The following is a 13,133-nucleotide window of genomic DNA, read 5'->3' on the forward strand; positions in this document are numbered from 1 at the left end:
ATGATATTTTATCAAAAATTCGAGATAAGCTGTTTTATTAAAATGCGCTTCGTTCTTAGGAAAACACATACGAAACGCGAGACCTTTTGCCTCGCGTTTTTTATTCTTCAGAAAAATTTATAATTATCCGATCTCATATTTTCTAAATTTTCTTTACACGATAACGTCGCTGTTATCATTTTTTGTAATGGATGGTGACATCTGTACGGTTATCTTTTTGGGTTTTAATTCAGCTGGCATTTCCCTTTTAAGCTGAATATGAAGAAGCCCATCTCCAAGTTCTGCCCCAATAACCTTAACATGATCAGCCAAATGAAAACGCCGTTCAAAAGCACGCGAAGCAATACCTCGATAAAGGAATTCTCGCTCTTCATCATCATTTTTAGACTTTCTGTCTCCCTTAACGATCAGCTGGTTACAATGCGTTTCAATATCAATTTCATCTTGAGAAAAACCAGCAACAGCCATAGAAATTCTATAAGAATCTTCAGTTAAACGCTCGATATTATAAGGGGGATAAGAAGAAACTTCCTCTGGTTGTGTTCTAGAATCAAACCAGTTAAAAAGATGATCAAAACCTACTGTGGAACGATAAAATGGTGAAAAATCTACTTGACGCATAATATTGCCCTCCTCTAGAGCGACTATAATTTATAACTAATTCACAAAGTTCCCATATGGCAAACTTACTTGCGAACCTGCAGCCCCATCATGGCAACCGCACTATATTATCTAGTAATCGTTTTTCTTTATTTCAACTCTTTGGGACCTAAATTGATAAAAACTATCTAAAAAGCAATATACCCCTTTTTTAATCCTCTTTCTTTATTACATAAATGTCAAAGTACTAAGTGGCAAATACACTGTAAAGGATTTCAATTGGAAACACCTCTTTATCCCATAGACTGGGGTTCCACTTCTCTTAATATCCATCATGATACTCTTAAAATAGCAATAGATCACGAAATTCGTTTTGCTATAACATATCCTGAGGTGGAAAAATCTAAGGGAACAATTGTTATTCTCAAAAGCTACGCAAATACTTTAGAAAAATATTTTTTATTAATAAATGAAATTTCTAAACGCGGTTTTCATACAGCAATATTTGACTGCTTTGATCAAGAAAAAACATCCTTCAAGATAAGAAAACAAAGCCGACATCATTGTTTTGATATAAATAATGATATTAATGACTTATATAAATTTCTTAAAAGTATTGTTTATCCTAATTGTCCGCCGCCTTACTCTATGCTCGCCTATGGCATAGGTGGATTGATAGCACTTAGCGGATTAGATCTCATTAATCATCAGTTTAATAGATTGCTCTGTGTTTCTCCCCTTTTTGCTCCATTCGGCAATAAAACGAATGGTTTTCAACATAAGTTAACACAATTTCTTTCTGATATAGGTCTTGGCTTTATACCAGCGAAAGATAGTAAAAAATTAAACAAGACAAAACAAAAAAATATACAATTGGGACACATACATAAAGTGCCGCTCCCTTCCATTAAGCCCCCAACATCCCAATGGATGGCTTCAGTATTTAATGCGATTGATTCTATGAAGAGAAATGTACTTCATGGAGATTTACGAATCCCAACACTCTTTATTCTTGCCAATCAAAACAATATTGCAAACAACATTGAAGTGCGGCAATTATGCCAACACACACGTCTAACAGAAAGTATTACTATTACAGGCGCTGAACTGGATACAATTATGATTAACGAAGATTATAAAAAACAATTTTGGGCTGCATTTGATGCCTTTATTCCCGATAATGTATCTGTAAAATAACATTAAACCTTAATTTCCGCTCCGCCCCATCAAAAAAGAAAGTTTCTACGAGCATTGGATCTACAAACACTTTTAAATATAATAGATTTTTCTTTCCAACCACTCATATGATTTGTTTTCTAGCCTTTACAGGCAAGCCATAACCTAAATATTCACCACGCATTCTACTAAAAAACTAATATACAAAGTATATCATTACATTAAACAATATTATTTACATCATAAAAAATAACTTAATAAAAAAACTATTTATATAAATAAAAATAATAAATCTATCTTAATATAACATGATACATATTTACAAATAAAGCATCAAAATACTATTTTTTATCTGTTATTAAGTGATAATTTAATATTATTCTAGAAAAAAATAGTTTTCATCTATTTAAGGAAAAAACTGGAAATAAAGCACATTTATAATATTTATTACAAATCTCTATAAAAACAAATAACTATAAAATTTCTATTTCTTAGGAGAACTTTTTAAAAACAATAAATTAACATAATATTCTTCTAATTTCTCGATATATGAAAACCCTACAATAACGGTTTTCATAAGTTTTTTAATGGAATTCTGATAATAATCAGTAACTTTAAAAGAAAAGATAGTAAAGAATCATCTTAGTAGTTTTAGAGACCCCCTTCTTTTTTCAAAATCACATATATTTCGAATTTAACCAACTCACAACGAATATGCTGTATTTTGAATCAGAATGTAAGAATTAACCATTTTGCCATTCATTTCAATTATGAGCATTTTACCATCTTTTTTATAAATACTCTATATTGTATAATTGATGCGGCAAAACTCTGACAAATGGAGCCATTGGAATATAATCATGAAACGAATCCTGCTCGCAGAAGATGATAACGATATGCGTCGCTTTCTCGTAAAAGCCCTAGAACGTGCAGGCTACGAAGTCGCCGACTTCGATAATGGTATTAGCGCATATGAACGTTTACAAGAAGAACCATTTTCCCTTCTCCTGACTGATATTGTGATGCCAGAGATGGATGGAATCGAACTCGCACGACGTGCTACTGAGATTGACCCTGATTTACGAGTAATGTTCATTACAGGTTTTGCAGCGGTAGCACTCAATTCAAATAGTGATGCCCCTCCTGATGCAAAGGTTCTCTCTAAGCCATTTCACTTACGTGAACTCGTCAATGAAGTTGAAAAGATCCTTATCGCTGCTTAAAAAGTATTTTTTAAAGTTATTTGCATCTGTTGAAAGAGAAAATTAAATTAGGCATTGACGTTTGGCATTCTATATGGTGTATGCAACATCAATGAATGGGCGTGTAGCTCAGCGGGAGAGCACTACGTTGACATCGTAGGGGTCACAGGTTCAATCCCTGTCACGCCCACCATTCAACTTTATAGTATAAATAAATTATTGAGTTATCGTATTCTTCCAAGGTACGGGATGCGTAAATAAAGATTCGGAAATAAGATTGTGCAACATGCCTCTACAAAGGGCATACTTTACGGAGTGTTTCTAATATTTTTTACGTTCTGATAGCGCCTCTTGGGGGAAGCCATTTAAAAGTATCACAAACGTAATAACAGCCTCATTTTGCAACAGATTAGAAGTTTGATTTTAAAATTCTTTCCACAAGCATAGGCTTCCGTTCTGAAAAATATTGTTTGTTTCCTGATCTATCCACTGTTTTTCTTAATTCTTTCATGTCTATTGGTATACAACTTGTTGTCCAAACAGTTAGATATAACCACAGTCACTTCGATAGATATAAAACACTTAACCTTAGAGCTGTATTTTGAGTTTACCAATTACAGATTATAATAAAATATTAAAAAGAGTAAAAAACACGATAAAAGCAAATTTTTTCATTCTAAAAATACATTGATTTATAATCATGTTTTATTGTTTGCTATGTTGAATGAGAAATCCGAATATCGTAATGTTTTCTTATTTCAAACCTATTTATATTGAATCAAACAAAACCGTCTCTCTTACACGTCATAAGAGGAATTAGTATTAAGTAAAAATTGTATAAAAAAGCACAAAAACGCCGATAAATGCCTCAAGTACTGAGATCTATTGCAACATCGGAGGCTGACAAATAGGCAAAGTGTATGATAATGTCAGCTTATTTCTTCATAAGTGTAAAGATGATGGAGCTCAATGGATTTATCATTGTACCATTCACGAGCGCCAGCGTGAAGTGAGCTTTAAGAGATATCTCTTAAAACAAAGCCTGTAAAATGGCATTCTCTTCACACTGTATTCCTATTGAAATAATGATCACCTTGAACCGTGTGAGTTTAGATCTTCAGAGCTCATCTGCATAACATTTTAATGTGATTGTTATCCAATATTAAAATACTTCTCACATGATGTACAAGCTATAAAGAAATAAGAAAAAACATTTGAAAATGTAAATATGAAATCTAAAAATTTAACTCTAAGATACAACCTATCTTCATTCATATAAATATACAGTGTATATTCTTAAACCTATAAGACTAAGAAAACCTAAACATTGATGAAACCTACAATCCTACCTGAAAAACAGTGACAATCATGTTAAATCAAATTGTCCGCAAGTGTCTCTCACTGAAAAAAACAATATCTTATCTGGACGGCACATATAACATCTTTTTATACGAAAAAACTATAAAGAAGTAATTTGTTATGAATCACAGCTTCCAATACAAGAAGATATTTTCACCTCTTGTGCCATCTGTAAATTCTCATCATAAACAGATATCGTTTTTATTCTTCAATGTTTCATAAACTGTTCTAAATCGAATCCATCATGCCTTGTATCTAATCAAAATCGATCTTACCAAAGATCATGCAAAAAAACGTAATAATATTATTCATAAAAAATAAAAAAAATCACAATAGATGTTTTTTGGCAATTTCACCAGCATTAGCAGCAATGCTTAAATCTAATCTAAGAAATAAAATATTCATTTTCAGAAAGATGAAAAGAAGCTCTTAAAAAATAATTTTTACAATCTGTTTCCTAAAGCATGTAATGTAGTAGCAACACGCGGCACGAAAATGCAATGCTATAAGTTTCAATAATCAAAAACAATTATTACTGAAAAAAGATAAAACAGCATTATTTTATACTAAAACAGTCAACAGAAAACGTGTAGCAACAAAATAAACCAAAAAACATCAAAAAGGTTCGGGATTATACAGAAAAATAAGCTAATAGAATAAAAGGAAAACTCTCTAACTTTTTATAGCCTATAAATATCATTTAAACATGGTGATCCCGACAGGATTCGAACCTGTGACCCACGGCTTAGAAGGCCGTTGCTCTATCCAGCTGAGCTACGGGACCCAACTGATTATTTTATCAATTCAAAATAGCATCTTCAATTCAATGTGTCCAAGAATGCTGCCGATCACTGCGAAAATTATCAGAATAAGAAATAGCACGTCGAATCGATGTATGTTTCTTTTCTACACGGTAAGAGATAGCATTCTTACGTGCAAAAGCAATCGCTTCTTCCTTCCTATTAAATCGAATCTTTACCTGATTATTCATATCAGACGTTGCCGTGTAGCCCATAAGAGGTTCAAGCATTTTTGCTTTCATTGGCTCATACTCTAGAATCCAAAAACCTGTATTCCCCTTACCTGACTGCATAGCTGTCTTAGCAGGACTATAAATACGTGCGATCATGCCTTTTTCCTTCAGATTACACAACGCTTGGATGATAGTTTCTCACCACACGTACCCAATTGGGTCATTCTCACACACTCAATCAAATATGGTCGGAGCGATAGGATTCGAACCTACGACCCCCTGATCCCAAATCAGGTGCGCTACCAGGCTGCGCTACGCTCCGCCATTTACATTTACTTGATGCACATTTCCTAAAATTTTCACAACAGAAGTGCAAGAGAAAAACACACTTTTTTTAAATTTTGTTGCATTTCTTTACAAAAAAGCACATTTTTTAATTTTTTCCCCTACTCAATAACAAATTTATTGACAAATAGTAGAAAATAACCTCCGTAAAAAATCCAATCTATATTAAAAAAGAATGAATTTCTCTATAAGAACTTCATAATTTTTATCCTGTTTTAAGCAAGCTCTCACTGTATCAAAACGCATTTCACAGATACAGTTTTAGAAAAAAACGACTTAAATATCATAGATAAATTTTCCCAAAGAGAACATAAGCCAAAGAATTCAGCTGTATTAAGCTTTTTTCTCCTCTTTTTCTATCTTCCCAAGGACTCTTTTATTAAAAACTCTAGAATCTGCGACAATTCATATTCATAAACAACAAACATTTTTTCAAAGCACAAAGGTTTCATTATAAATAAAATAAAGCGCTCTTTTTAGAAAAATTTTCAAATGCGAAGATGAAAAGAATTCAACATCATACAATAAAATCTCAAAGTTATTTAAAATAAACACATGACAAAAGTAAAAAACACTATTTTTCTCTCTTATATAGATATCCAAAAAAGAAAAAATTTAAATGACTTGTCTTTTCACATATTGAAACGATAATAAAAGGACAGAATAAGTAAGCCATGATAAGGAGTATTTACGGATTTCTTCTATTTAAAACTTCAGCAATAACAGCACGTGTTATTTTTCTTTTTCTTTGTAATGCCAACTGATCAACAGAATCAATAACACGCTTCAATGAAAATAAAGAACGTTCACAACGGCTTACAAGATAGTAAACCGTATCTGGATGTACAATAAGTTGCCTATCGGAAAAAAGCTTAAAAGCAACAGCTGTTAACAATGCATCATCAGGCTGATTAATTTCAACGAACATCACCGAATTAAGACGACTTTTTAGATCATTTAACGTTAAATTCCAAGCGGAAGGAAGTGTTCGTGCCGTCATCAATAAAGTAGCTTGTCGTGCATCAAGATTTCTTTGCTTAATACTGTTAATTAAATGAAAAAGTTCTGTCTCATTGATTTCACCTGTATCAATATCCTCTATTAAAAATGATCTTCCTAAAGAAGCCATAGTAACAGCCTGACCAAGTTCATTGTACTGAATCCTGAAAGCATCTGCTTTTTGGAGCCATATATTAGAAAAGTGCGTTTTTCCAGATCCTTCTTTACCAACCAAAACTGCAATAGGTAAGCTCCAATTGGGCCAGTGATCAATAAGCTGAAAAGCCATACGATTGCTTTCCGTTACCACTAAATCCTCAAATTGAAAAATCGGATCATAAGGAAAATTTAAAGATAATTGCGTTTCACGCCCATTCATTTTAGCGACTCCGAATTTCCGCTTCGCGAATACATCTGAGAACTCAGATAAGTATGAAGAGCAAAACGAACTAAAACGCCAACAGCCGCTGCCGCAGGAACAGCAACAAGCATACCAGTAAAACCAAAGAGTGAAGAAAAAGCAAAAAGTGAAAACATCAACCATACGGGATGTAATCCCACTGATGAACCCACAAGCTTGGGTTGAAGAATATAACCTTCAATAAATTGACCAATTAAAAAAAGTGCCATCACAACAATGATTCCCCCCCAATTATTGGGATAAAACTGGACCCATGCAATACCAACAGAAAGGACCAAACCACTCATTGTGCCGATATAAGGAACAAAGCTAATAAGACCAATAAACATACCAATCAAAAGACTAAAATTGAGTCCTGCAATCGTTAAACCAATAGCATAATAGCCTCCCAATATGAGACAAACTGTTCCTTGTCCACGAACAAAGCCTGCAATAGCTCTATCCATTTCATGAAAAATACTACGGACGGTTTCAAGATGATCACGCGGTATTAACGAATCGATTGCTGTTACCATACGTGGCCAATCTAATAACATATAAAATGCCACCACAGGTGCCACAACAAATAGGCTAACGATATTAACGATAGATTTTCCTGACTTTAAAAGTGAATTCAAAAGAGACGTAATAAAATCCGAACCTTCGCCCAAAAATCCTTTAATATTATTCCGTAATTCATTTGGATCACTTCCAAAATAGCGCCTTAACCAATCAAAATCATGCTCAACAAAAAAGGTTTGAATACGATTAATATAAACAGGTAAACCATCACTCATAAATTGCTGTATTTGCCAACTAATAACAGGAATCAAAATAACTAAAGCAGCAACAAAGGTAATAACAATAAATAAGGTAATAAGGACAGTCCCAAACACACGACGAATACCAAATTTTTCAAGTAATTGAACAATGGGATTGAGAAAATAAGCCAACACAATCCCTGCCACAAAAGGAAGCAAAATCGATCCAAAAACAAACATAAAAAGAATGAAAAAAATCAGCGTACCAAGCCAAAAAAAGATTTGTCTTTTCATATTATTCGGCAACGGTAATTGAGTATACGCTGGCACATAAGTCTTATAACGATCACGAGATGTATTCTCACTCACTTTCTTTCTCATAAGTTGCCAAGAAGACTGTCCGTGATTATCTGATATCTTGCTCATAAAATATCCTAAAAAAATCTTCACAAAAAATTATAAACAACTTCAAAATAAGCTACAAGAAAAGTTGCTTATTTTCTTATCAATATCTCTTGCAGAGAGAACTCTATCATGGCATTGCATAATATCAAAACCTGATTTTCCATTAAAGGAAGGCTCCAATGAGCAATCAAGATCTTATAAAGAATAAATCCAAAGTCGGCCTTACCTACGCAAAAGCCGGTGTAAACATCGATATGGGTAATGCCATGGTAGAAAAAATAAAACCCTTTATACGCGCTACAAAACGAGCCGGAGCAGATGCAGAAATTGGTGGGTTTGGTGGCCTTTTTGATTTAAAAGCCGCTGGCTTTACAGATCCTATCCTCGTAGCAGCCAATGATGGTGTGGGAACAAAATTAAAAATTGCTATCGAAGTAGGTCACCATAATACTGTAGGTATTGATCTCGTTGCTATGTGTGTCAATGATTTACTTGTACAAGGAGCTGAACCGCTCTTTTTTCTGGATTATTTTGCAACTGGAAAGCTCGACCCTGAACAAGGGGCTGCGATTGTTTCTGGTATTGCAGAAGGATGTAAACAAGCCGGTGCTGCTCTTATTGGAGGAGAAACTGCAGAAATGCCAGGAATGTATGCAGAGGGAGATTATGATCTAGCCGGTTTTGCTGTAGGAGCATGCGAACGTAGCAAGCTACTCCCTTCAAAAGATTTGATAGAAGGTGATGTTATATTAGGTCTAAGCTCCTCTGGAATTCATTCCAATGGCTTTTCGCTTGTTCGACGAATCATCCAGAAAAATTATCTCAAATGGAATGACCCTGCCCCTTTTTCCCCTGAAAACAGCCTTGGTATAGCACTTCTTACACCAACACGCATTTATGTAAAATCGCTTCTTCCTATCATGCGAAAATATGAAGGGATTAAAGCTCTTGCTCATATTACGGGTGGAGGCTTTCCTGAAAATATTCCACGTGTCCTTCCATCTTCTCTCTGCGCTGAAATTAATCTTTCTACCATCAATGTTCCAGCAGTATTTTCATGGATTGCCAAACAAGGTAAAATAGAAGAAAGAGAAATGTTAAGAACATTCAATTGTGGTATTGGCATGATCATTATCGTAGCACAGCATGCAGCTGAAACAATTACACAAGCTCTTGAAAGAAAAGGAGAAACTGTAACTCCCCTTGGTATTTTAACAAAATGCCAAGATCAAAATAAAGGAATACTTTATCAAGGGGTACTGCATTTATGAAAAAACAAATCGTCGTTTTCATTTCTGGTAATGGGTCCAATATGGTCGCCCTTGCTCAAGCTAGTCAACAAAAAGAATATCCTGCTGAAATTGTCGCGGTTATTTGCGATAATCCGCGTGCAAACGGTATTGAAAAGGCGCAAAACCATAACTTACCTATTCATATTGTTGATCGTAAAATTTACAAAACAAAAGAAGAGCATGAAGAAGATATTTTTACGATTTTAGATCAATATAAACCAGATTTTCTCTGCTTTGCAGGGTATATGCGTCTTATCTCACCACGTTTTGTAAAACTTTATGAAGGACGAATTTTAAACATTCATCCTTCTCTTTTGCCTTCATTTAAAGGCTTAAACACACATGAAAAAGCTTTACAAGCAGGTGTAAAAATCACGGGTTGCACTGTTCATCTTGTTACAGAAGACATGGATGCAGGAAAAATCCTTGCCCAAGCAGCCGTTCCAGTCTATCCCCATGATACTGCTGAGTGCTTAGCAGAAAGAGTTCTTAAAGTAGAGCATAAACTCTACCCTGAAGCTTTAAAAGCATTTATTGAAGGAAAGAGCAAAATAGTCGATACGCAACAACAGCTTTTATCTTTTTGAGTGTATCAACAATCTATTAATCAGCATATTTCAATGCTTTACACATAGTTTCTGCTCAGTATCTACAATTGAAAATCTCTATGAAATGTTGACATAATAGAGCCCATCTCTTCATAAATTTTTGCACAAAACATGTGATTTTTTGAATTTTATTTCATTTTCAAAATTCTTCTTCTTTATTTAGTTCTATGACATTATCATAAGCTCTATTTATCAAAATGCTCTCGTCTTTAGCCTAAAAAATCTTAAAATACGCAATTTTTCTATTGCATAAATTTTTTCTCATGATGAAAGTGTTTCTTTAACTGTTACAGCTAACTGTTTGAGTGTAAAAGGTTTAGATAAAAAACCAAAAACAGCATCTTGTGGAAGATTTTTAGCAAAAGCATCTTTTGCATATCCAGAAACGAAAAGAAATTTGATACCAGGATAGTTTTTACGGACTTCCTTCAATAAAGTGGGCCCATCCATTTCTGGCATCACCACATCGGAAACAATAATATCAACATCTCCTTTTTGTTCCTCAAGAATAGAGAGTGCTTCCGCCCCACTTGCTGCCTCTAAAACCGTATATCCTCTCATTTGAAGAGCTCTTACCCCCCCCATTCTGACCGCATCTTCATCTTCAACCAATAAAACAGTCGCAGATCCTGTTAAGTCTATATTTTTATCTTTCTCTTCATCTTTTTCAATCTTTTGAGAAATTTCTCCTTTTATATTGGGGATATAACGGGGAAGAAAAATATGAAATGTTGCTCCTTCACCTTCTTTACTTTCACAATAAATATACGCACCGCTCTGCTTGATAATTCCATAAACCATTGATAAACCAAGTCCTGTTCCTTTTCCAACTTCTTTTGTTGTAAAAAATGGCTCAAACATTTTTTCTTGTATAGCAGCAGATATACCAGCCCCTGTATCTGAAATAGTCAATTGCACATACTCGCCAATTGCTAATCCAAGATGATTAAATTCAGCACTTTGTTGCTTTGTAATATTATTTGTTGCAATCGTAACAATACCTCCATCTAACATGGCATCACGCGCATTAATAACCAAATTCATAATAACACGCTGAAAAGATGCTTGATCAACTTCAACGCTCCACAAATCTCTTCCATGGATAATTTTTAACTGAATATTATTCCCCAAAAGTGGTAAAATAAGATTGCGGATATCTGATAAAAATTCAGTAAAATCGACTTCTTCAGGTCGAAGTGTTTGCTTTCTAGAAAAAGCTAATAATTGCTGGACAAGAGCAGCTGCACGATTAGCATTGTTTTTAATATTGATCAGATCAGCATGAGCAGGATCAGAACTACGATGCGTATTTAAAAGAAGATCACACGACATTAAAATTGCTGTTAAAACATTATTAAAATCATGAGCAATGCCGCCAGCCAATTGTCCTACAGCTTGCATCTTCTGACTTTGCATCATTTTATCTTCAAGAGTTTTTTGTTCGGTTGTTTCAATCACAGAGATAATAAGCAAATCTTGCAATGCATCACCGTGATAGGGCGGTACAGACATAATATGGAGCCGTAAATGGCATTCTTCATTTTTTTCTAAAACAGTTTCTAGAGAAACAAAATAATTTTTATTTGTCGCAATTCTCTGAAAAGAACGCTCTAACTGCACACAATCACGACGAGAAATAACATCATAAAAATTGACAGCTTTGTCCATACATCCCGTGAGTGATGAAAAAGCTTTATTCATATGAACCAATTGCCCTGCATGATCCACCACGGCTATTGCAAAAGGACTCGCATCAAAATATTCTCCTAATATACTGGGTAATTTTAATTGATCATCCTCTTCTTTTTGTATTTGTTGTGGAATGATCACAACACGATAAATGGCTTCCTCTTCTAAGAGAGAAGAAACAGATATAAGACAATGGAATATTTTCTCACAAGTCGTGTGTGAATTTAAACATAACGAAAACCTATAAGGTAAAGAGTAACCTGAACTTTGATATCTGTTGGTTTGTAAACAGATATCACTCCATGAGCTCTTAGCACCAACGCTATCAAATAACGAATCAAAATTATGTTGACCAATTGAGAAATTCGCTAAATCAATTGAAAACCATTCTGCAAAAGTCGCATTGGCATAAAGAATAGTTCCTTGTCTATTAACGGATACAAAACCAATAGAAGCTTGATCCAAGTGATTGATAGCCTCTTGAAGGTTCGAGAAAAAAACTTCTCGCGTTTGTTGTAAGTGCGAAATATCAGTAATACGCCAAAATAAAAGCTTTTTTTTCTGTTTTGTGATAGGTTGAATGGAAATATTATACCAAACAGATTTTTTTAATGTAGAATCGGTAAAAATTGGCTGTTCTACTCTTAATTCCTCTTGCGCTGCAAGATTATTACAGGCTGCAACCTTTAAGCGATACGAGAGTGCACCGGCTCCTGGCAGATCTGCAATAACCCTATAACAAGACACTTCAGGCTTATAGGTCAGAATTTTTCGATAGTTTTGATTAGAATAATAAACAAAACCAGAAAGATCAGAGATTACAATTGCATCATCGCTCCTATTAAAGATGCTAAAATCAAAATCTTCATGCGACCACACATGATATCTTAAAATTCCCATTCCACACAAAACGAGTGTTGCAACACCGATCATTGCTAGAATCAAAAAAGATATTGATATCGCCTGTTGCAAATAGTTTTGTGGATAAAAAAAACCTAAAATACCCACAATGAAAAGAAAACCTAATACAAAAACAACACCAAAAATCACAACTCTCCAGTGAAACGAAGACGCTGATCTTTCATTATTCTGAAAATCTTTATCCATCTCTCTTTGCCTTAGCTTATAGCTATTTCTTATGTCACAAACTTCCTTTATATTCGTTGTTATGTTGTTATAAAGTATATACTATGATATTATCTAAGATAAGCTCGCTTAATATTCAAAAGTTTATTTCTTACATTATAAGTGAATCTTTTGAGGGTATGTTTATAACTTTATCTCAATAAAAAATAATATTTCCATCCAAAATGGGAGAAAATCT

Annotated in this window: 9 protein-coding genes and 3 tRNA genes; 5 read left to right on the top strand and 7 right to left on the bottom strand. The window is 34.0% G+C overall.

Features of this window, described 5'->3' with window-relative positions; translation table 11 throughout:
- Positions 1-153: 153 nt before the first annotated feature.
- The gene (locus ACFINW_RS03130) at positions 154-621 is read right to left on the bottom strand and encodes an Hsp20 family protein (RefSeq protein WP_375611558.1); all 468 of its coding nucleotides are present in this window, start codon (positions 619-621) and stop codon (positions 154-156) included.
- A gap of 258 nt (positions 622-879) precedes the next feature.
- On the opposite strand from ACFINW_RS03130, the gene ACFINW_RS03135 reads away from it, so the two are divergent.
- From ACFINW_RS03135 to ACFINW_RS03145, 3 genes are all read left to right on the top strand, one after another.
- Entirely contained in the window at positions 880-1,797 is a 918-nt protein-coding gene (locus ACFINW_RS03135; RefSeq protein ID WP_375621311.1) for a serine aminopeptidase domain-containing protein, read from the top strand.
- 839 nt (positions 1,798-2,636) lie between these two features.
- Positions 2,637-2,999 carry a cell cycle two-component system response regulator CpdR gene (gene cpdR, locus ACFINW_RS03140; protein ID WP_005773448.1) on the top strand — a complete coding sequence of 121 codons (363 nt, stop codon included), beginning with the start codon at positions 2,637-2,639 and terminating at the stop codon, positions 2,997-2,999.
- 97 nt (positions 3,000-3,096) lie between these two features.
- Positions 3,097-3,171, top strand: a tRNA-Val gene (locus ACFINW_RS03145).
- Between the two features lie 1,873 nt (positions 3,172-5,044).
- Here the strand turns inward: ACFINW_RS03145 and ACFINW_RS03150 are convergent.
- The 5 genes from ACFINW_RS03150 to ACFINW_RS03170 all read right to left on the bottom strand — a co-directional run bounded on the left by ACFINW_RS03150 (position 5,045) and on the right by ACFINW_RS03170 (position 8,241).
- Positions 5,045-5,121, bottom strand: a tRNA-Arg gene (locus ACFINW_RS03150).
- A 39-nt stretch (positions 5,122-5,160) separates the two neighbouring features.
- Complete coding sequence (locus ACFINW_RS03155) at positions 5,161-5,466, bottom strand: ETC complex I subunit (RefSeq protein WP_375611556.1); 306 nt, start codon at positions 5,464-5,466, stop codon at positions 5,161-5,163.
- An 89-nt stretch (positions 5,467-5,555) separates the two neighbouring features.
- Positions 5,556-5,632: transfer RNA gene (locus tag ACFINW_RS03160), tRNA-Pro, on the bottom strand.
- A 711-nt stretch (positions 5,633-6,343) separates the two neighbouring features.
- Positions 6,344-7,033 carry a DnaA regulatory inactivator HdaA gene (gene hdaA / locus ACFINW_RS03165; RefSeq protein ID WP_375640386.1) on the bottom strand — a complete coding sequence of 230 codons (690 nt, stop codon included), beginning with the start codon at positions 7,031-7,033 and terminating at the stop codon, positions 6,344-6,346.
- Positions 7,030-8,241, bottom strand: coding sequence for an AI-2E family transporter (locus ACFINW_RS03170; RefSeq protein ID WP_375621313.1), 1,212 nt, complete (start codon positions 8,239-8,241; stop codon positions 7,030-7,032). The genes hdaA and ACFINW_RS03170 overlap by 4 nt, the downstream gene beginning before the upstream one ends.
- Positions 8,242-8,399: 158 nt before the next feature.
- Here ACFINW_RS03170 and purM point away from each other — a divergent pair, with 158 nt between their 5' ends.
- The gene (purM, locus tag ACFINW_RS03175; protein WP_375640395.1) at positions 8,400-9,491 is read left to right on the top strand and encodes a phosphoribosylformylglycinamidine cyclo-ligase; all 1,092 of its coding nucleotides are present in this window, start codon (positions 8,400-8,402) and stop codon (positions 9,489-9,491) included.
- Positions 9,488-10,099, top strand: a complete 612-nt coding sequence (purN, locus tag ACFINW_RS03180; RefSeq protein ID WP_375640400.1) for a phosphoribosylglycinamide formyltransferase — start codon at positions 9,488-9,490, stop codon at positions 10,097-10,099. The genes purM and purN overlap by 4 nt, the downstream gene beginning before the upstream one ends.
- Before the next feature lie 282 nt (positions 10,100-10,381).
- Here the strand turns inward: purN and ACFINW_RS03185 are convergent, their stop codons facing one another.
- Entirely contained in the window at positions 10,382-12,916 is a 2,535-nt protein-coding gene (locus ACFINW_RS03185; RefSeq protein WP_375640405.1) for a response regulator, read from the bottom strand.
- Between the last annotated feature and the right edge of the window lie 217 nt (positions 12,917-13,133).

It is taken from the genome of Bartonella sp. AA18HLJMS (genome assembly GCF_042197245.1).
Lineage (GTDB): Bacteria > Pseudomonadota > Alphaproteobacteria > Rhizobiales > Rhizobiaceae > Bartonella.

Coding starts and splice junctions, on each gene's coding strand:
- ACFINW_RS03130 (WP_375611558.1), bottom strand. CDS start 621: ATGCGTCAAGTAGATTTTTCACCATTTTATCGTTCCACAGTAGGTTTT.
- cpdR (WP_005773448.1), top strand. CDS start 2,637: ATGAAACGAATCCTGCTCGCAGAAGATGATAACGATATGCGTCGCTTT.
- ACFINW_RS03155 (WP_375611556.1), bottom strand. CDS start 5,466: ATGATCGCACGTATTTATAGTCCTGCTAAGACAGCTATGCAGTCAGGT.
- hdaA (WP_375640386.1), bottom strand. CDS start 7,033: ATGAATGGGCGTGAAACGCAATTATCTTTAAATTTTCCTTATGATCCG.
- ACFINW_RS03170 (WP_375621313.1), bottom strand. CDS start 8,241: ATGAGCAAGATATCAGATAATCACGGACAGTCTTCTTGGCAACTTATG.
- purM (WP_375640395.1), top strand. CDS start 8,400: ATGAGCAATCAAGATCTTATAAAGAATAAATCCAAAGTCGGCCTTACC.
- purN (WP_375640400.1), top strand. CDS start 9,488: ATGAAAAAACAAATCGTCGTTTTCATTTCTGGTAATGGGTCCAATATG.
- ACFINW_RS03185 (WP_375640405.1), bottom strand. CDS start 12,916: ATGGATAAAGATTTTCAGAATAATGAAAGATCAGCGTCTTCGTTTCAC.